This window comes from Candidatus Symbiopectobacterium sp. NZEC151, assembly GCF_025962655.1.
Classification (GTDB): Bacteria; Pseudomonadota; Gammaproteobacteria; order Enterobacterales; family Enterobacteriaceae; genus Symbiopectobacterium.
Genome location: NZ_JAGFPE010000007.1, coordinates 151,294 through 171,827 on the forward strand (window position 1 = coordinate 151,294; position 20,534 = coordinate 171,827).

Consider the following 20,534-nt stretch of genomic DNA (forward strand, 5'->3'; position numbering starts at 1 on the left):
ATCTTCTGTTTTGGTTAGCGCCCCTGTTAAGGCGCGCTAACTCTGCGAAGCAGTACGTTATTTTTTTTAGCAACATCGCTGATTATCTGACTCACGGTATCGGGGTTATTGATCAACAAGATGCCTTTAAAGTAATCATCAATCTGAAATAGACGTTGCAGATTGCCTGGCTTCATTAAGCTTTCCAGTGAGAAATCCTTATAAACCGGGTTGCTCATAAAATATAGATTACAAAGATAACTAAATTTTTCATTGTCCATGATATCATTCGCAATGGCATATTTTATTTGAGCAAGAGATCGTTCAATACTAACAAACTCTCCCGTTTCTTTAACACTAAGATAGATATAGTCTTCTGGAAGACCGATAGCATGCACAGCCTCATGTAACATCGTACTTGTCGCCAGATTGATATATTTTTCTTTCTCCTGAAACCCCTGAAATTCATTCACCGATGGGTTAAACCCCTCCGGCAATATGGCGGTATTGATAAATATCCTGTCTAATGGGTCGCCGGTGTCTGACAGGCCGAGAACGGTACCCTTTTTTATGGTTTCAGGCTGTATAACACTCGCTTCCTTTGATTTGTTTTTTATTAAAAGAATAATATTTTCATTATTTTTTTCATCCAATATAAATGTCATTCGTTTTAGTTTTTTCAGCAGGGAATCAATAAAGAATTTTGAGGCTTTTTTATCTTTTATCTGTATTCTATCATAAACATAAGACTCAAAAAAATGTCGTTCGTTTTTTATCACGAAAACAGCTTCATTGAGGTGTTTTACCGCATTATTGAACGATTCACTGTATATATCATAAATTATCGAAGATGACCTTTCCGCTGCAAGCTGAGGTAAGCTTTTAAAATCGAATTCACCCTCCTCACCAAAATAGCGATCTTTCATTTTTGGCAATACAGCATCCATTTCTTTTATTGACGTCAAGATTTTCTTACTACTGCGTGCAAAAATTTCATAGACATCATCCATATTATTATCCTGGCTGAGACGCTTCGGAATCTCCGCCAGTTTGTCAACATCGACATCATACTTCTCCCCGCCTATTTCCAGCCATTCCAACAGTTTTATCGATGATTTTTTATCAATTCCCAGGATGGTTTCCTGCGCTTCAACGGGAGTACTAACAATAATTTTCTTAGTATCAAAGTCCTTGATAATACTTACTGCGGTTATTTTCATTTTATCATCTATGCTACCATCCATATTTTTCCCATGCAGAGTAAAATACTCTGGAACGATAGCTCTGTTATTGTTCTTCTTTTCCTTCGCATGAAAAAAAAGGCCCTCTTTAGAGCGATAAAAAATTTCACCCCCACTGTTTTTATAAAAACCATTGACACCGACATAAGGCGTCATTGATTTATCGGGATGGTCAATGATTATGCCATGATCTTGGTTTCTTCTTAGTAGGGTACTGATATCCTTCGTTTCATAGAAATCCATATTGCATAAAGAAAGAATTTGTCTTTTAGCAATACAATGATATGCACGCAGCCTGTAATTTTTATTGTTCCCGCTATTCCCCCTCCGTTCAGGGAATAAAAAATACGTATTGCTTTTTTCGTTTTTATAAATAATCACATTACCAGCGTTACTGTTCGTCTCACCTAATATGTAGGTATCATCTCCACGAGACGTGATTTTAAGCAGGCGATTTTTGTAGGGTAAAAAATTTTCATTATTAATATGTAATGCACCATCAACATCTCTCACACCAAGATGTTCATAAAGAAAATCAGCATCACTTAGAGAAATCGAATTTTTATACCACTGCGGGTTATTTTTAATAACATCAACGATGGTTTTATCAAGATAGTAAGCAGGTTCCGTTTCTCTGGTGGGCAATTCATCTAATTGTTCTTTGTAATTCGTATAAATACCGTCAGCATACTGAGATTGCAGATCGTATTCATCACCAGATTGTTTCACGGGGAGAACATCATATTCCCCTGATAGGTATTGATAGTTACTTAAATCTGATTTCAATAGATAATATTTATTATTAATCTTTATATATTGATTAAGATGCTTATCATATTGTGTTCCTCTAGACAACGTCATGGGTCCCACATCCTGATGATTGATGTCATCACTGACAAGTTTTTCTGTTAAGAAAGGTCGACCCGTCAACAAAGTGAGAATATTTTTACTGATACCCGGCGAGTTTTCATTTTCAAATACCCACTCACCTCCTCGAGTGACGATAGGGGTGAGATGGTTATCATGTTGTACCACATACCTATACACTTTTTTGGTCACCTCAGATTCGAGTACAGGAAATATTTCATTTCCAATCATCGCATAGATATTTGATTTATTTTTTATAAAAACACTATCACCATATATTTCTGGAGAATTATTTTGTAAGAAATAGGTGTTCTCTTTATCATTTAAAATTTTAGTCGATTTTTTCATGGTTGATTTAATCACATGATTAAGATTTATATCACCTTTCAAAACCCATTGTTTTTTAGCATTATAAAAAATATAACCTTTAGTTTCTACATCAGAGAAATGATTAAACGATTCTATAACTTCAACTTTCTTATCTTGATCTTTTATATTGATATAAAGTTTGTTTTTTTTAATCTCTATATCATTCATCATAGTGCTAATAGCGCCATTGCTAGTGTTATCAGCTAATTGCCTGGTTAACACCGAGGAGATGAGGTCTTTGGCCAAATTTCTGATGTATGACTCCAACTCTCCAGCATTGTCTAATGAAAGATCTTTCTTCTCCATAGCATCAGAGATCATGTCCAGAAACGATGACAGAATCAAAGAAACAAGACGCCCCCGGCCATACACCGGAATCCATGAAAGTATACTGTCTATTACCGATTCGATTTTTTTGGCAAGATCGTCAAATTGATGATTACCCACGCAGCCTATGCCGTAAACATTATAATCAAGCACGATCTTTCCTTCATCAATCAAGGTAGAGACTGGGCTTCTCAATGTACGGCTTATCACTCTCATTATCTTAGCAGGTGTAAGAACGTCCCGTTCATCACGACAGTCTACAAGGCTTGTTACTTTTACATCCTCAATATTTGAAAGCTCTGTATCGTTACGCTTAGGTAAAAAGACCCTTTTTCTGACATTGAGCAAAGTCGGGATCTGAAAGGTATCATTTTGTTCCGCTAAATCATTTCGTTGATGATAAAAAAGATTAACCGTACGTTTGTCATTACGAGAGAGACGGTCGACTATCTTAAACAGATTTTCCAGGTATATCTTTCCAAAATGATACGATTTATTATCAATAGCTTGTCTCTCATTCTCTTTAACAAAGGCGGCAGTCAATTGAAGACATTTGATAAGCAGTTTGACATTTCTTTCTCGTTTTTTTGGCGTGTTTTTTACATCAGGCGAATTTTCAGCCCGCCTAAAGATCAGATCAAACTCATTTCTTACGCGCCAATTTATTGATCTATCCTGCAATATCCTTAATATCTCATTAGGGATCTGTCTGTTCTTAATGGTGACGGCCCGATAACTCAAGGGCCTTGTATTTTTATTACTGAAATAAGAACCCTCAATATCTGGAACCACGAGTTGATTAATAATATCCCGCTCGTGATTATATTCATCCAAAGAAATATCGCTTTCATTCGCAATAATGCGTGCTTCTGATTGCTGCATTCCCACGTTTTCTGAAGCATTAAATCTTTCGGCTGCCCACAGTCGGTAAAACGCCCCACCGGCTGCCCCCGCGAGTAATACTCCCCCGAGCCAAGCGGCTTGTTTTGGCGTCAAAGGTATCGAACTTTTTCCTTTTCCGGACCGAACCTGTTGCAAGCATTGGCTCTTGTCATTCAGCATTCTCCCCTTTTCCAGTTGGCGGAGCATTCGGGGATGACTCTCTTTGGGCTCCACCAAACGCGCGAAAAAAACCTGCTTGATATAGGCTAACACACCGCTTTCACGCTGTATTTCTTGGTTGTTTACCACACCGTCGGGGGTACTTTCTTGCGTACAAGAAATGACTTTGATACGCCGTGGGAAAGTATCATCGCCGAGACGATCCGTTAGCGGCGTCTCATCGGTGAATACAGGTTGATATATCTTCGGCGTGGAATTCTGGCATTTCATCAGCAAGGCAACTTCCCTTTATTAAAGAATCAGGCAAGTCGATATGGTGAACAAGAAGAGAGGGCGGTGCTTTCAGGAAAACGCGCGTATTATCGACAAATATTGTTTTATACATCTATTCATAAAAAAGCGCTGACAACCTGGGAAGGGAATTGTCAGCGCAACGGGTAAGACATCAACATTATTATTAATGTACGGACGAGATACTCACTCTCTTCGGTTTCGGCGCAAACCAAATCACCAGTGCAGCAACAGCAAAAATAGCGGCAATCACCATAAAGATATGGTTAGTGGCAACCATCACGCTCTGCCCTTGTAACATCCACTCTATCGAGCCGCGAACGGCGTCCATATTCATGCCATCATTCAGCATGTTATGGGTGGCTACCGCTTCCCTGTCCGTCAAACCGGCCAGCTCCGCATGCACATAGCGGGTTTGGTTCTCCCATGACGTGTTAACCATGGAGGTAGCGAACGCTCCTGACAAGGTACGAATAAAGTTCATCAACCCTGCGGCAGAATCCATCTCTCGCTCAAGCACGCACCCGAGCGCAATGCCAGTCAGTGGAACAAAAAACAGCGGCATACCAATGCCTTGGAATAACATGGGCAGACTTATCTGGGAAAATGTCATGCTCATGTCCGCCTGGCTGCGAAACAGCGTCCACAGGCCGAGCCACAGCACCCCCGTGAACACCAGCGGACGCGGATCGATTTTCGTCGCCAGCGTAGCAATCACCGGAGCCAGAAATACCGCCAATACGCCCATCGTTGCCGTTGAGTAACCGGCAATCGTCGCGGTATAGCCCATGTAGATTTGCAGCCACAAGGGCGTCAGCACCGTAATGCCAAAGAATGCGCCAAACGCCAGGGAAAGCGTCACCATGCTGGTGGTAAAACCGCGATGGCGGAAGACTTTAAGGTCCACCACGGGATTGCGCTCGGTCAGTTCCCAAATCAGGAAGGAGATAAAGCCAATCAGTGCAATAATCGCCAGAATGACAATGCGCGTTGAAGCAAACCAGTCATGATCCTTGCCTTCATCGAGCATAATCTGCAAGGCAGACACCCAGACCACCAGCAACACCAGTCCCACGATGTCAATGCGCGATTTTGCCGTCTGCGTTTCATAACGTTGCAGCATCTTCCAGCACATGAAACCCGCCGCAATGGCGAAGGGAGTCTTACAGATAAAGATGTAGTGCCAGCTAAACTGATCGCAGATAACGCCACCGAGAATCGGCCCCATAATCGGGGCAACCAGGGTGGTCATACTCCAGATGCCGATGGCAACGTGGCCCTTGTCTTTCGGGAAAATACGCATCATCAACGTCTGAGACAGCGGCATCAGCGGCCCACCAGAAAACCCCAGAAAGACGCGAAACAGCACCAACATGTTCATGCTGGTCGCCATCCCGCACAGCGTTGAAAAGACGCCGAACATCAGCAGACAAATCACGAAAACCCGCAGGGCACCAAAACGTGAAGCCAGCCAACCGGTCAGGGGAACCGAAATAGCCTCCGCTACCGCGTAGGATGTGATGACGTAGGTGCCCTGGCTGGTTGACGTCCCCAGACTCCCGGCAATATTCGACACAGAGACGTTGGCGATGGTGGTATCAAGAATGGCCAAAAAATTGGCCATCGCCAGACACAGGGTTCCGATGACAAGCGCCGCGCCGGTCAACGGCTGCGGAAAGGTATTCTGCGTAGTGTTGTGGCTCATGCTTTTGCGCCTTAATCCTGACGAGCCGTTGTCAGACCTTCATGACCCGATGCCGCCAGATCCAAGGTTTTATGGGTATCGATGGTAGCAATCATCGACAAGCCAACCTGAAGCGGATGTTTCGCCAGTTCCTGCTTGTCCAGCGTAATACGCAGCGGCAGACGTTGAACCACCTTAATCCAGTTGCCCGTTGCATTTTGCGCGGGGATCATGGAGAACGCCGAGCCCGTGCCGCCAGAGACACCGCTCACCACACCGTGATACACCACCTTGTCGCCATAGATATCAGCCGTAACTTCAACCGGTTGGCCGATTTTCACGTGGCGCAGTTCAACCTCTTTGAAGTTGGCGTCGATATGCACGTCGTGCAGCGGCACCACCGTCATCAAACGCTCGCCGTTCTGTACCCGTTTACCAATCTGCACCTGTCGTCTGGCGATGACGCCATCGACCGGCGCTTTGATAATGGTACGGGCCAAATCCACTTGCGCCTGTTCCACCTTGGCTTTCGCCAGCATCACCTCTGGGTTGGTTTCCACCGTGGCATCAATGGTCAACGCCGCATTGGCTTTTTTCGCACCGATGGTCGATAAACGATTAGCCACCGACTGCACCGCCGCCGCTTTGGCGACATTGAGGTTAGATTCAGCCTGCGCCATCGCATTACGCGCGTTAGTCAATTCCTCACCGGATACCGCGCCGGACTTTGCCAGCGCCTCGCGGCGCGTTAAATCCACCTGCGCTTTAGTGAAGTCAGCCTGTGACGCGACCAGCCGCGCTTGCGCCTGCGTTTCATCCGCTTCCCGCGCCTTGACTTGCGCCGCTAATCCCTCATCGGTTGCCATATAGCTGCTCACGCGCCGTCGCGACTGCCCCAGCATCGCCTCGGCTTGCGCCAATGCCAGGCGGGCATCGGTGTCATCCAGCTGTACCAGCACCTCCCCCTGCTTCACCCACTGCGTATCCACCACATTCACCGCCTGCACAATGCCGGTTACCGAAGGCGTCACTTCCGCCACTTCCGCCGCACTGTAGGCATTATCAGTGGTGACATAGCGCGAGCCCACCACCGCATACCACACGCCGTAACCGCCCGCGGCGATAACCACCGCGGCAGCCAATCCTATAAACCCTTTTTTACGCGATGACGCCGCGCGCGATGCATGAAAATGTGTGTCCGCCGCAGGCGTGGCAGAGTCATTATTTCGCTGTGACATAGAAAAACTTCCTGCAAGTCGAGAGAGGATTAAGAAGCATCAAATCCGCCGCCTAACGCGTGGATTAATGAAACGTCGAGTGAGAACGCCTGTGATTGCAAATTCACTAATGCACGCTGGGTATCCAGCATGGCGTCCTCTGTTGTCAGGACATCGAGATAGGTTGCCAGCCCACCGCGATAGCGTTTATCCGCAATGAGATACGCCGCTTTGGCGTTTTCAAAGGCGTTTTCGCTTTTCGACAGGCGGGCTTTCAGGGCATTGGCGCGGGTAACCACGTTGGCGATATCGTGCAACGCCAGCGTCAGCGTGTTGTTGTAGGTCGCTACGGACTCTTGGTAATTGGCCTCAGCAGAGGTTAATTGCCCGGATAAGCGCCCACCGGTGAAAATAGGCAGATACAGCGCAGGCCCAATGCTTCCGGCATCGTTGCCCGAGCGCGTCAGATTATTCAGGCCGAACGACTGATAGCCAATAAAGCCGGTAATGCTGACATCGGGGTAGTACGCGGTTTTGGCGACATGAATGCGTTTTGCCGCAGCTTCAACCCGCCAACGCGCGGCGCTAATGTCTGGACGATGGCCCAGAATGTTGATGCCGGTTTTAGCTGGCAAGTTGAATGACTCATCCAAATGAATCGCCGGGCGCTGAAGGGATAGCCCACGGTCTGGCCCTTCTCCCAACAGGGCGGCAATGGCATTTTTCTGTAGCTGGATGGCCTCATCGGAAGCAATCAATTCAGCCTCAGCGCTCGCTTTCAGCGCCTGCACCTGTTTGACTACGCCGTCGGTTTCTAGCCCGTTGAGATTGCGCTCTGTCATCAATTCAACGGTTTTGCCACGGATTTCCAGCGCATTCTGCGTCGTATCATGGTTGAGATACAAACGCGCCAGTTCCGCATAGGCCTGAACCAAAGAGGCTTGCAGCAGTAATTTTGCCGACTGCATTTCCGCACCGGCCGCCGCATAATCTGACGTTGCGGCAGCGACTTCAGCGCGATTTTTGCCCCAAAAATCCAGATTAAAACTCAGATTGGTGGTCACCGAACCGTAGTCATTCCAGCCGTGTGGCGGCATATAGGCCTGATAGGCATAGCTCACTTTGCTCTTGGAAGCCGATGCCGATGCACCGACTTGCACAGAACGAATCGAGCCAATCTGTTCGGCAATCCCGGCCGCATTCTTTAAGCGAGACTCGGCTATTTTCAAGGTTGGCGCAGAAGCCAGCGCCGTTTCCATCAGGCGATCCAACTGCCTGTCGTGGTAACGCAGCCACCACTGCGAGTCTGGCCAGCGGCCCTCTTTTTCCGTGGTCAGCGACTGTGAAGAGGCAAACTCATCGGCGCGTTTTATTTGGCTCAGTGTGTTGTCTGGCGCGGTTGAACAGCCTGCCAAAATGAGCACTGCGGCAAGCATTGGAAACCGCAAATCAGGAGGTAACAGGCTGCTATTTATTAACTTATTGATTTTCAAGATACACCCTTTTTAATACCGTACTGTACGGTTTTGTTATAACTTGACATAAACCGATAGTCAAGAGAAGCTTGCCCATTGGACTGAAAGAGAAGAGAAGCGTATGCGAGTTAAAAGTGAAACCAAGCGTCAAACCATTCTGGACATCGCGACGCGCGCGTTTATAGAGCAGGGATTCAACAACACGTCGATGTCGGAGATCGCCAGCCGCGTAGGGGGCTCCAAGTCAACGCTCTATAACTATTTCAGTTCTAAAGAAGAGATCTTCTCAGCCGTCATGGCATCGTCAGCCAAAACAGACATCGCGGAAGCGTTCGAATCAGTAGACCCAAAGAAAGATATCGAAACGACGCTCAACCAATTTGGCCGCAATTACCTCTCCTCCGTGCTGAGCAGCGGCCTGATGGCGATTTGGCGCATGGCGATCAGTGAATCAGAACGTAGTGACATTGGCCGCTTGTTTTATGCCGAAGGACCACAGAAAGGCTGGAAAAGGCTAAGCCATTACCTCAGTAAAAAAAGCGACGAAGGCATTCTGCGCCACGCAGACAGTTGGGTATGCGCGATGCATTTGAAAGGGCTGATTGAAGCGGAGCTGTTTCTTGTCGCAGCACTGGGCGTCGACACCACACCAGACGCGCAGCGCATCGAAGAAGCGGTCTCGCGCGCCATCACAGTATTTCTGCTCGCTTATCGGGCTGAGGCGTCGAGGCCGTAAAGCGTAAGGTGCCACAAAAAAAGAAGCTCGCGATTGAGCTTCTTTCGAGGCACTGAACAGATCGTAGTTAGCACCCTTAGCGCATCGTCACAAACTCTTCCGATGCAGTTGGGTGAATCGCCACGGTATTGTCGAAGTCGCGTTTGGTCGCGCCCATTTTCACCGCTACGGCAAAGCCTTGCAGCATTTCATCCATGCCAAAGCCGATGCCATGGATGCCAACGATCTTCTCTTCCGGCCCGACACACACCAGCTTCATGCGGCACGGCTGGCGATGCTGGGTTACCGCGGTATACATCGCGGTGAAGGAAGAGGTGTAGACTTTAACCTGATCATCACCGAATTTTTCCCGCGCTTGCGGTTCGGTCAGCCCGACGGTGCCAATCGGCGGATGGCTAAACACCACGGTGGGAATATTGGTGTAATCCAGATGCTCTTCCGGCTTGTTGTTAAACAGCCGTTCTGAGAGACGACGCCCCGCCGCAACAGCCACTGGCGTCAGTTCAACGGCACCCGTGTTGTCGCCCACCGCATAAACACCGGGCACGTTGGTGTTCTGGTATTTATCCACCTTGATAAAACCGCGCTCATCTTTGATGACGCCCGCCGCTTCAATATTCAGGTTATCGGTTGCCGGTTCGCGACCAATTGCCCAAATCAGGCAATCCACGGTATAGGATTCACCGTTGGTCAGATGCAGGGTCAGGCTGCCATCCGCGTTCTTTTCCACCGCCTGTGGCGTGGATTCGGTATGTAGCAACGGACCTTCTGCCTTCATCACTTCCACCAGCGTACTGAAGATCATCGGATCGAAGCTGCGCAACGGCGTGTGCTTACGCACAAACAGATGGGTTTCGGAACCGAGCGCGTTCACGACGCCGGCGATCTCAACCGCGATATAACCTGCACCGACAATTGCCGTGCGCTTTGGCAATCCGTTAAGCGCAAAAAAACCGTCGGAATCGATGCCGTACTCTGCACCGGGAATCGAAGGACGTGTCGGTCGCCCGCCCGTTGCAATCACGATATGGTCGGCAGTGATGGTTTCGCCATTCACTTCAACGGTGTGCGCATCGACAAAACGCGCAAAGCCGTGGATGACGTCCACCTGGTTTTTGCCCAGCACAGTGTTGTAGGACTGATGAATGCGATCGATATAGGCACTGCGGTTCTTCACCAGAACATCCCAGTTAAAAGCGTTAACCGTGGTATCAAAACCATAGTCCGGCCCATACTGGTGGATCGCTTCGGCAATCTGCGCCGCGTGCCACATGACCTTTTTCGGTACGCAGCCGACATTCACGCAGGTGCCGCCCAGGTACTTTGCTTCAATCAACGCACATTTTTGCCCATACATTGCCGCACGGTTAATGGACGCGATACCGCCACTGCCGCCACCGATGGCGAGATAGTCATAATGCTTTGTCATGAGAAGATCCATGGTTAAGTGAAGAGAATAAAACGCAGTGTAACCCCTGAACTCGGTCTGCGGCAAAACCGTTAACGTCGGTTTTGCCGATGGGTGCAACAGGCAAAACCTGTCAGCTTATTCCGGCACCACTTGTTCAATCAGCGTATGCCCAGTGCCGTTAGGCGCAAGCACACCGTGCAACCACGGCAGTAGCGCTTGCATTTGCGCGTGCAGTTTCCACGGCGGATTGATAACAATCATGCCCGAAGCCGTCATGCCATAGCGATCGCTGTCCGGCAGCATCGCCAGTTCAATTTGCAGAATATTACGGATACCGGTGGCTTCCAGGTCTTTGAGCATGCGTTTGATTTGCTGGCGTAATACCACCGGATACCACAGCGCGTACACGCCGGTGGCAAAACGTTTGTAACCTTCCTGAATCCCTTGCACCACTGCCTGATAGTCGGTTTTCAATTCGTAGGGGGGGTCTATCAGGATAAATCCCCGGCGAGAGGCGGGCGGCAACTGGGATTTCAACTGCCGATAGCCATCTTCACGCACCACTTTCGCTCGTGCGTCACGTTGAAACTCGCCGCGCAGCAACGGGAAGTCGCTAGGATGCAATTCCGTCAGGTGGATATTGTCCTGCTCGCGCAGCAGTTGGCGAGCAATCAGCGGCGAACCGGGGTAGAAACGTAGCGTACCGTTGCTGTTATAAGCTTTAACCGCATTCAGGTAAGGGGTCAGCGCTTCGGGAATATCATCCCGCTGCCACAGTTTGGCAATACCTTCCAGATACTCCCCGGTGCGCTCCGCATGTTCACCACTGAGCTGATAACGCCCGGCCCCTGCATGGGTATCCAGATACAGAAACGGTTTCTCTTTCTCTTTGAGCGCAGTAATGATCAGGCTCTGAACGGTGTGCTTCAGTACGTCGGCATGGTTGCCGGCATGGAAACTGTGGCGATAACTCAACATAACGGTTTTTGTTCCGGTGAAATAAGCTGGGGTGCCCGAAGGCAAGATCATGTCTCGCACAGTATAAACGTTCTGCCGCAGAAAATATCACCGGAAAACCATAACGCAATCCTCTCGCAATCCCCCTTGCCGAAAGGGTCGATCGACCGTTATATTATTAAGTATATAACGGTAATGAGTGGAGAACATCGTGGCAAACCCCTTTGGCGATGGCGTTATGGACGGGCTTAAAGCCCAAACGCCCCAGCCATTATGCGAAATTCAGCATCATGGTATCGAATATCGACGCGGTTATATCTGTGGATACGCGTATAACCTGGCGGAAGCGGTGGGCGATCGGCAAAAAGCCGCGTTTGAGGCGGGCCTGCTGTCGCGGCGCTATGGGCTGGAGCGTGACCGTATCGCTGAGTTTTTTAGTGAATACGGCAACCCACAAACCGTGGTCTACTTTTATGCCGGTTATGATACGCCGGGAGGGAATGAGGCAGTACGTATGGCACGTTAAACACAATACCGCTCTCTTCACGCTGCCCGCTACATCGCAGTGAAACATCTGCGCAGTACCCCATGCTGACGTGTGCAATACGCGCGGTTTTCACATGCTCAGGGAATTTTCCCCGGTTCATTGATTTTTGCCCTTTCTGGCCTCATGTTAATTAATAATTCGCCCTTTTTTGCCAGCGCCGCCGTTCGCGCGATGGCCCTTGCCGCTGGCTGACACATAACGATAGGACCGTGATATGACGAATCCATTATTGACCCCGTTCGTGCTGCCCCCGTTTTCCGCCATCAACGTCGATGACATCGTCCCCGCCATTCAGTCCGTTCTGGCGGACTGTCGCAATGAGATTGAGCGTGTGGTCGCGCAGGGCACGCCGTTCACCTGGGAAAATCTGTGTCAACCGTTGGCAGAAAGCGACAATCGTTTGGGCCGTGTGTTTTCCCCTATTAGCCATCTCAATGCTGTAAAAAATAGCCCTGAGCTGCGTGCTGCCTACGAGCAGTGCTTACCGCTGCTCTCGGATTACAGCACGTGGGTCGGGCAACACACCGGGTTGTATCAGGCCTATCGCGACCTGAAAGAAGGCCCCCACTACGCCACATTGAACGTGGCGCAGAAAAAAGAGGTGGATAACGCGCTGCGCGACTTCGAACTTTCCGGCATCGGTTTGCCGCCGGAAAAACAGAAACGCTATGGCGAAATTGCCGCGCGTCTGTCTGAACTGGGGGCGCAGTACAGCAATAACGTGCTCGACGCCACCATGGGTTGGAATAAACACATCACTGACGTTGCGCAGCTTGAAGGGATGCCGGAAAGCGCACTGGCCGCCGCCGCCGCACAAGCCGAGGCCAAAGGGCTGGAAGGTTGGCTGCTGACGCTGGATATCCCCAGTTATCTGCCGGTTATGACCTACTGTGCCAATCAGGCGCTGCGTGAAGAGATGTATCGCGCCTATGCGACCCGCGCCTCCGATCAGGGGCCGAATGCGGGCAAGTGGGATAACAGCGAAGTGATGGCCGAGGCGCTGGCGCTGCGCCATGAACTGGCACAACTGTTGGGCTTTGACAGCTTTGCCGATAAATCCCTTGCCACCAAAATGGCAGAAAATCCGCAGCAGGTGCTGGATTTCCTGAACGATCTGGCGACGCGTGCCCGCCCACAAGGGGAAGCAGAGCTGGAGCAACTGCGCGCCTTCGCCAAAGCGCATCATAACGCTGGCGAACTGCAACCGTGGGACATCACTTACTACAGCGAATTGCAAAAGCAACACCTCTACACCATCAGTGACGAGCAACTGCGCCCTTATTTCCCTGAGCAACGCGCGGTTGAAGGGCTGTTTGAAGTGGTGAAACGCATATACGGCATCACAGCCAAAGAGCGTCACGACGTGGATGTGTGGCACCCGGAAGTGCGTTTCTTTGACCTGTTTGATGAAAGCGGCGAGCAGCGCGGCAGCTTCTATCTCGATCTGTATGCACGCGAGCACAAGCGCGGTGGTGCCTGGATGGGCGACTGTGTCGGGCGTCTGCGCAACAGCAACGGTGAACTGCAAAAACCGGTCGCCTATCTGGTGTGTAACTTCAACCGTCCGGTCAATGGCAAACCCGCACTGTTCACCCATGATGAAGTGATAACGCTGTTCCACGAATTTGGCCACGGTTTGCACCATATGCTGACGCAGATCGATACCGCCGGCGTCGCGGGTACTAACGGTGTACCGTGGGATGCCGTCGAACTGCCGAGCCAGTTTATGGAAAACTGGTGCTGGGAACCGGAAGCGCTGGCGTTCATCTCCGGTCACTACGAAACCGGCGAACCGCTGCCGCAAGCCATGCTGGACAAGATGCTGGCGGCCAAAAATTATCAGGCCGCGCTGTTTATCCTGCGTCAGCTCGAGTTTGGATTGTTCGATTTCCGCCTGCACGCGGAATACGATCCGGCAAAAGGGGCACAAATTCTGCCAACGCTGGTCGATGTCAAAGCCAAGGTTGCGGTGGTGCCAAGCCCAAGCTGGAATCGTTTCCCGCACGCCTTCAGCCACATCTTCGCAGGCGGTTACGCCGCAGGTTACTACAGCTACCTGTGGGCCGATGTTCTGGCGGCAGACGCCTACTCGCGCTTTGAAGAGGAAGGCATTTTCAACCGCACCACCGGCCAGTCTTTCATGGATAACATCCTGTCGCGTGGCGGTTCCGAAGCGCCGATGGATCTGTTCAAGCGCTTCCGTGGCCGTGAGCCACAGCTTGATGCCATGCTGCAACACTATGGTATTAAAGGGTGAACATCAGCCTGCTGACAGAAGGGGGCGCCGATAGAGGCGCCCTTGATGCATTAGCGGCACGCTGGGGATTACAGGACGATCCCGCCGCGACGCTGGCGCTGGTGCTAACGCCAGAACGCCTGGAGTTGCGCAAACAGGATGAAGAAAAGCTTGGCGCTATCTATGTCGATTTCGTCTCCGGCGCAATGGCTCACCGCCGTCGCTTTGGCGGCGGGCGCGGCGAAGCGGTTGCCAAAGCGGTCGGTATCAAAAAGGATTATCTGCCGGACGTTGTGGATGCCACCGCCGGGCTGGGGCGTGACGCCTTTGTGCTGGCCTCGTTAGGCTGTCATGTCCGCATGCTGGAACGTAACCCGGTGGTTGCCGCGCTGCTCGACGATGGTTTACGCCGTGGCTATGAAGATGCCGAGATAGGCGCGTGGCTGCGCGAAAGATTGACGCTGATTCACGCTTCCAGCCACACGGCCCTGAGCGATATCACACCGCCACCGGATGTGGTCTACCTCGACCCCATGTTTCCCCATCGGCAAAAAAGTGCGCTGGTAAAGAAAGAGATGCGGGTGTTTCAATCGCTGGTGGGGGCGGACGACGATGCCGATGCTCTGCTGGCTCCCGCGCGGGCGTTAGCGAAAAAGCGCGTGGTAGTAAAACGCCCTGATTACGCCCCGCCGCTGGCGGGCATTGCCGCCCAATCGATGCTGACCACCAAAAGTCACCGCTTTGATTTTTATCTGCCGCTGTAGTGCGTACATAGGCAACTTACGGTAGTAGCAGCGCCACGAGCCAGACTATCCATAAAACACCAATGAGCCATAGGGTGCGTCGACATTGTGTCAACGCCCCCTGCTGACGCTCCACCAACGAAAGCGCCTGTAGCCTTTCACGTCGCCAGATGAAGCAAAGTATCGCACCAACCTGCGCGTTATTCTCTTGGTTGATTAACGTAAAATACTGCACGTCTAGCCAGAGTCGCCAACACCCCAACCACACCATCCCCGTCAGTAGTACGATGACGAAACAGACTGCACCGGGTGGTGTGGTAAAAATGGCCCACACCAGCGGCGGAACGGACAAAAGCAAGAAGAAACGCCAGCTGTTCAGCGTTTTTTCTACGAAGCGTGATTGCAGATCGCTCCTGTTTGTTATGCTGTTACTTGTTTCTTCCATCTCTCCAGCATCTCCATATGTTCGGGGGTAAACACCACCTGCGGACGCGCCTCACGTACCCGCATCACCGCGCCAGTGACAGACAACTCCGGATAACGCTGTAATAGCCACGCCGTAACCACCAGCGCGCTCCGAGAGAGCCCCAACGCACAGTGGACCAACACGCTGCCTTGCGTTAAGCGCAATTGCTCTAGTGCGTCCACGGCCACGCGCAGTGATGCCTCATCGGGATTGACCAAATCCAACATCGGCACACACTGATAAACCCCGCCCTGAAGTGCACGGGAACCGGGGAACTCACTGGTCAGATCCAGTACGGCGCGCTGTGCGGGCGGGCGACGCGGATATGTCCCCAAAAATATGCCATCGATAACTGCATTCATCGCTGGCAAACGTCGAGTATAAAGGCGCATAGAGAACAGCATTCCCGTCCGCCAGGGCAACAGCAACCACCAGGCCGCAGGAGATAGCCGCCCTTGGTGGTCTTTTTGCAATGCATCAACGCCAAGAAAGCCATAGGCCAGCGCCACAATCAGCAGCGCCAGCGTTGGCCACCATAGCCAGAGCGTCAGAAACGTTCCCGCCAGGCAAACTAACGCACCGTAAAAATAGCGCCCGGCAAGTTGCTGACGCTTACCGCTGGCACGTTGCCAGCGCCATCCGCCTTCATCAGGAATAAGCCAGTCGATCACCATGCCAAGCGCCAGACCTGTCAGCACATCAATAAAATGATGCTGCCAGGTGGTGAGCACTGAAATGGCAATCAGCAAAAACCACAAGGTATTCAATTTCTGCCAGATGCCTGTCAGGTGACGATGGAAATGCCGCCACAGCAGCCAGCACAGAATAATGTGTAACGATGGCGATTGGTTGTACGGTAAGTCGAACTGCTCAAGCTGGCCGAACAGCCACCCTGCCAGACCGGTGATCTCCGGCCGGGTAAAGGTAAACTGTAAGGGGAACAACAAAAAACCAATGCAGGCCGTGAGCGATGCCAACACGAGTCGACAGACCAGCCGTCGCTGCATTTTTAGCGATGTGCAGGCAAACAGTGACAGACCATAGAGCAGATCCAGGCTCCAGTACGGAACAATGGTCAGCGGTATAAAAGGAATGTGCCGCTCCCAGTCAAACACCAGACTACCGATATTTTCTCGTCCGGCCGTAAACTGATTGACCTGCCCATAGGTTAAGAAGAAGAATGGCGCGAGCAGAGTCAGCCACCCTAACCCCTGCCAGTAGAGTGAACGCTGACTCGTCATGATGCGCGGCGCACCGCCATGGAAACAGTGAAAATACCCCATTCATCAATCAACTGGGCGCATTTATCGAAACCCGCTTCCCGCACCAGCGCGTCCATTTCCCCCTGGGTACGGACACGCATCACCCACGCTTTACCATCCTTATGACTGGTCAGTGACCACGCGATAGTCTTAAGCTGTGGATGCCAAGGCTGCCCGGTATAGATCAGAATACCTCCAGGCTCAATCGCCTCTGCCAGTCCGGCGAGGGAGTTGCGTACCAGCGCATTTTCAGGGAACAGCTCGTACAAACCAGAGACAATACCCAGCGTAGGGCGAGGTTCCAACGATGCCAGTTCTTCGCGGTTAAAGGCGTCGCCACGTTCAAATCTCGCATGCCCCCCCATACCACGAGAGGCGATCATCTCTTGTCCCTGCTTTACGTTCAGTTCGCTGTAGTCACGCAGCAAAATCTCGCTCACCGCAGCATCACCTTCCAGCGCATCAAGAACATAGCGCCCGTGCCCAGCGGCAACATCGACCACTCGGACCGTTTTTCCCTCTTCAACCAGTGCCGTAACCGCCTGCTGAATCAGCATCTGGAGGTGGATTTTGCGCTGACGGATCCCTCGCCACCCCACGCTGTTGAGATATTGCTTGTCGATCAGACGCCCCAACGCGCTGCTTCCCTGAGGCTGGTTTCGATAGACATAATCCAGCGTACTTCCGGAATCAAACCCGGTTTCAAACCCCAAACGGACGCCCGTGGACTGCGTGCCCAGCATCTTCATGCCATAACGCAAACCACGATACGCGATATCGTCCAGCGAGTAAGGCTCCGGCCCGCCGCGTAGCATCTGCCAGCTATCAGCACCATGGCTCCAGCGATCTTCATTACTGTAGTCAAAACGCTGTGGCGGCATGGCGTACAGCGTATCGATAAAGCCGCGCATCTTGTCGAAAGCCAGGTGCCGCTCTTTTTCGCCCAGCGTGTCGTGATAAAAATCCGGCAATACATGCAGTTCTTTAATGGGATTACGCAGACGCTGATAAAAATCAATCTGCGGCTGTCGATGCACCACGTAATCGGTGCCGGAAACCAGCAGTTGCACAGGCAAGGTAATGGCACTGGCATCGCTGACGATGCGTTCCGCCGCGTTGTAGAGATCCAGCAGAATATTCACCGCAATGGGGCGGGTAATCAGTGGGTCTTGGTTAAAACTCTCCACACGTTGCGCATCGTGTGTCAGATATTTGCCTTTCACATAGGAGTTAACGAAAAACAGGCCCCGCAGGCGATGCATCAACGCCAGACCCGGGCGCGCAAACGGTACATACAATTTAACCTTGAATGCAGGCGATGCGAGCACCAGGCCGCGAATGGGCGGTGCGTAATCATGCGCCCAGGTGGCAACCAGCACCGCACCGACACTTTGCGCCACCACCACCACATCCTCCATTGAAACCCGGCTATCATCAGCGGCAAAACGGACGAACTCGTCAACATCCTGCACTGAACGAGACAATGAGGGACTATAGCCACGCTGACCGGGAGAACGTCCATGACCACGGGCATCCCAGGCATAAAATGCGGTATCCGGCATCGCCAGTTCATCAACAATGTGTTGCAGTCGCCCGGAATGCTCATGCCCTCGATGAAACAAGACCATCACCTTGGGCGTTGCGCCCACTGACATTGCAGGCCAGTGGCGATAAAACAGTTCGGTGTTATCACTGGTCAAAAAAAACCGCTCGTCCGCCGTCCGTAAATTGCTCATGAGAATAATGTCCTTATATTTGCCGGTGGGTTGTCCAACAGTATCAATTTACCCGCTCTTCGCCTAACACACTCCGACAGCGATTCACCACGGTCCACAGCAGCAGTAGGGTTGCAATGCCCCACACGGCATTATTCCACACGGTAAGCTGCGGCCAGATAGCCAGCCCCAGCCCCCAGGCACCAAAGACCAGCGCCCTGTCGCTCTTGCCCAACGGGCCAGCATAGCTGCGTACCCCATTGATGGTTTGCGCTAGCACGCCACAAAACTCCGTCATCAGCGCACAAAGCAGCATCACCACAACCAGCAGCGCATGGCTGTTGGGAAGCAGCATAAACGGCAAATACAGCGCGATATCAGAGATAACATCACCGGTTTCATTAAGGATGGCGCCAAGCTTCGATTGTTGATGACACTCGCGTGCCAACATGCCATCCAGTGCGTTGAGTGCCATCCGCACAAATAACACCACGGGCAGAAGGGCGAACAGGGCAGGATCAGGAAATATAAAGAGCGCTGCACCGGTGATAATAGACAGTGCAACGGCTGAGATCGTGACGTGGTTGGCAGTAACGTGGTGTTTGTGCAACCAAAACATTAATGGGCGTAAACATGCCTGAAAGGCGGGTTTTACCTGATAAAGCGTCATTATGGTTCTCTGATAATGCGAACATTTTCATCATTGTGTATCAATCAACCAGATGAAGAGTAGTGATTTCCATTGTTTATCCGCAAAATCAGAATTTACGACGCCAAGCGTTGCTACACCGACAACGCCTCAACCCGCTCAATGGCATCACGCAGGTTTTCAGCGCTCAGTGGCACAGGCAGCGCATGGATCGATTCGAACGGAGCCAGCGTGCGCGCAATGACTTTATCCACATCAGCGTGATTCTGGATATCCACATCCAGCGCTTTAAGGCTGGTGGGCAAGTTGAAACGCGCAAACGCCGCAATCAACTGCTCGGTCACGTCGCGCTGCCCGAGCAGTTCGCTTTGCACCAGAATGCCATAAGCCACTTTGGTGCCGTGCAGGAAACGCTCGGTTTGCGGTAAGGTGGTCAACCCGTTATGCACCGCATGTGCCGCAGCCACGCGGGTGTAGCGTTCGCCCAATCCGCCGACCATACCACCGCCAGCGATAATCGCATCGACCACATCAAGGAAAGCCTGCGTCAGTTCGCCACGCCGTTGATCGGCCAACGCCTGTTCGCTGCTGTTAAGCAGCACATTACGAATAGAGAGCGCCGCTTCGATGCCCAAACGCACCGTCAGCGGCAGATTTTCCGGCTGCGGGCTCAACACCACCGCCTCATACCATTTCGCCAAGGTATCGCCGATCCCAGCCAGCAGGTATTCCTGCGGCGCGCGCAAAATGATAGTGGGCTCCACCAGCACCAGATGGTTGGCATCGTTGAAAATTTCAAAACGCAGCGCCTGACCTTCATCGTTATACCAGACGGAAAGCGGCGTCCAGGCGGCACAGGTGGCGGCGATGGTGGGAATAGCCACCAGCGGTACGCCAAGACGGCGCGCCACCACTTTAGCCGTGTCCAACAGCGCGCCGCCGCCGACACCGATCACCACCTGACGATCGTCACCCGCTTGTGCACAAAGCTGCCCCACCGCACTTTCGCTGCAATGGCCGCCAAAAGCAATGTGCTTCGCACCGGCTAGGGTGAACGCTGCGGGCAAAAATGAGGTAGCCGCCGCAATCGCCCGTTCACCATAAATCCAGACCGCGTTTTCCAGCTGTGCCGGGGTATAAAGGTTCTCCAGCTCCTGCAACGCGCCGGGGTAGGAATAGTAGTTGGCGGGGCCGGTTACCACGCGAATTGCCGTGCTGGTCATGGTGCTAAATCCTATTGTGTGTTGACTGTCATCGGGTGAATAATCACTACCATATCACAAACAGACTTCTGGATGGC

General features: G+C 51.5%; 15 protein-coding genes. 4 read left to right on the forward strand and 11 right to left on the reverse strand.

The genetic code is table 11. From position 1 onward, the window contains the following. Positions 1-26 precede the first annotated feature (26 nt). The 4 genes from J5067_RS19095 to J5067_RS19110 all read right to left on the reverse strand — a co-directional run bounded on the left by J5067_RS19095 (position 27) and on the right by J5067_RS19110 (position 8,473). The gene (locus tag J5067_RS19095; RefSeq protein WP_264651780.1) at positions 27-4,121 is read right to left on the reverse strand and encodes a hypothetical protein; all 4,095 of its coding nucleotides are present in this window, start codon (positions 4,119-4,121) and stop codon (positions 27-29) included. A 181-nt stretch (positions 4,122-4,302) separates the two neighbouring features. Next, positions 4,303-5,841: a DHA2 family efflux MFS transporter permease subunit gene (locus J5067_RS19100; RefSeq protein WP_264627571.1), complete on the reverse strand. Its 1,539-nt coding sequence runs from the start codon at positions 5,839-5,841 to the stop codon at positions 4,303-4,305. Positions 5,842-5,852: 11 nt separating this feature from the next. Continuing rightward, on the reverse strand, positions 5,853-7,058 hold the full coding sequence (locus J5067_RS19105; RefSeq protein WP_319801688.1) for an HlyD family efflux transporter periplasmic adaptor subunit: 1,206 nt from the start codon (positions 7,056-7,058) through the stop codon (positions 5,853-5,855). A gap of 29 nt (positions 7,059-7,087) precedes the next feature. Beyond that, positions 7,088-8,473: an efflux transporter outer membrane subunit gene (locus tag J5067_RS19110; RefSeq protein ID WP_264645401.1), complete on the reverse strand. Its 1,386-nt coding sequence runs from the start codon at positions 8,471-8,473 to the stop codon at positions 7,088-7,090. Between the two features lie 160 nt (positions 8,474-8,633). Between J5067_RS19110 and J5067_RS19115 the strand changes: the two genes are divergently transcribed. Then, entirely contained in the window at positions 8,634-9,248 is a 615-nt protein-coding gene (locus tag J5067_RS19115) for a TetR/AcrR family transcriptional regulator (protein WP_264628465.1), read from the forward strand. A 76-nt stretch (positions 9,249-9,324) separates the two neighbouring features. Here J5067_RS19115 and gorA read toward each other — a convergent pair whose 3' ends face one another. Next, complete coding sequence (gorA, locus tag J5067_RS19120; protein WP_264645397.1) at positions 9,325-10,677, reverse strand: glutathione-disulfide reductase; 1,353 nt, start codon at positions 10,675-10,677, stop codon at positions 9,325-9,327. A 117-nt stretch (positions 10,678-10,794) separates the two neighbouring features. Then, positions 10,795-11,637 (reverse strand): 23S rRNA (adenine(2030)-N(6))-methyltransferase RlmJ, encoded by an 843-nt coding sequence (locus J5067_RS19125; RefSeq protein WP_264651781.1) that lies wholly within the window; start codon positions 11,635-11,637, stop codon positions 10,795-10,797. A 190-nt stretch (positions 11,638-11,827) separates the two neighbouring features. Here J5067_RS19125 and J5067_RS19130 point away from each other — a divergent pair, with 190 nt between their 5' ends. From J5067_RS19130 to rsmJ, 3 genes are all read left to right on the forward strand, one after another. Next, positions 11,828-12,142 (forward strand): DUF2623 domain-containing protein, encoded by a 315-nt coding sequence (locus tag J5067_RS19130; protein ID WP_264628823.1) that lies wholly within the window; start codon positions 11,828-11,830, stop codon positions 12,140-12,142. A 235-nt stretch (positions 12,143-12,377) separates the two neighbouring features. After that, positions 12,378-14,420, forward strand: coding sequence for an oligopeptidase A (gene prlC, locus J5067_RS19135; protein ID WP_264651782.1), 2,043 nt, complete (start codon positions 12,378-12,380; stop codon positions 14,418-14,420). After that, on the forward strand, positions 14,417-15,163 hold the full coding sequence (gene rsmJ / locus J5067_RS19140; protein ID WP_264645392.1) for a 16S rRNA (guanine(1516)-N(2))-methyltransferase RsmJ: 747 nt from the start codon (positions 14,417-14,419) through the stop codon (positions 15,161-15,163). The genes prlC and rsmJ overlap by 4 nt, the downstream gene beginning before the upstream one ends. Before the next feature lie 16 nt (positions 15,164-15,179). Here rsmJ and J5067_RS19145 read toward each other — a convergent pair whose 3' ends face one another. The 5 genes from J5067_RS19145 to J5067_RS19165 form a co-directional block, all read right to left on the reverse strand. After that, positions 15,180-15,587 carry a hypothetical protein gene (locus J5067_RS19145; RefSeq protein ID WP_264628041.1) on the reverse strand — a complete coding sequence of 136 codons (408 nt, stop codon included), beginning with the start codon at positions 15,585-15,587 and terminating at the stop codon, positions 15,180-15,182. Then, positions 15,563-16,849, reverse strand: coding sequence for a phosphatase PAP2/dual specificity phosphatase family protein (locus J5067_RS19150; protein ID WP_264628042.1), 1,287 nt, complete (start codon positions 16,847-16,849; stop codon positions 15,563-15,565). Before J5067_RS19150 ends, J5067_RS19145 begins: the two co-directional genes overlap by 25 nt. After that, the gene (locus J5067_RS19155) at positions 16,846-18,606 is read right to left on the reverse strand and encodes a bifunctional alpha/beta hydrolase/class I SAM-dependent methyltransferase (RefSeq protein ID WP_264651783.1); all 1,761 of its coding nucleotides are present in this window, start codon (positions 18,604-18,606) and stop codon (positions 16,846-16,848) included. The genes J5067_RS19150 and J5067_RS19155 overlap by 4 nt, the downstream gene beginning before the upstream one ends. Before the next feature lie 43 nt (positions 18,607-18,649). Next, on the reverse strand, positions 18,650-19,255 hold the full coding sequence (locus tag J5067_RS19160) for a CDP-alcohol phosphatidyltransferase family protein (RefSeq protein WP_264651784.1): 606 nt from the start codon (positions 19,253-19,255) through the stop codon (positions 18,650-18,652). Positions 19,256-19,368: 113 nt separating this feature from the next. After that, positions 19,369-20,457, reverse strand: coding sequence for an oxidoreductase (locus J5067_RS19165; protein WP_264651785.1), 1,089 nt, complete (start codon positions 20,455-20,457; stop codon positions 19,369-19,371). Positions 20,458-20,534: the final 77 nt, after the last annotated feature.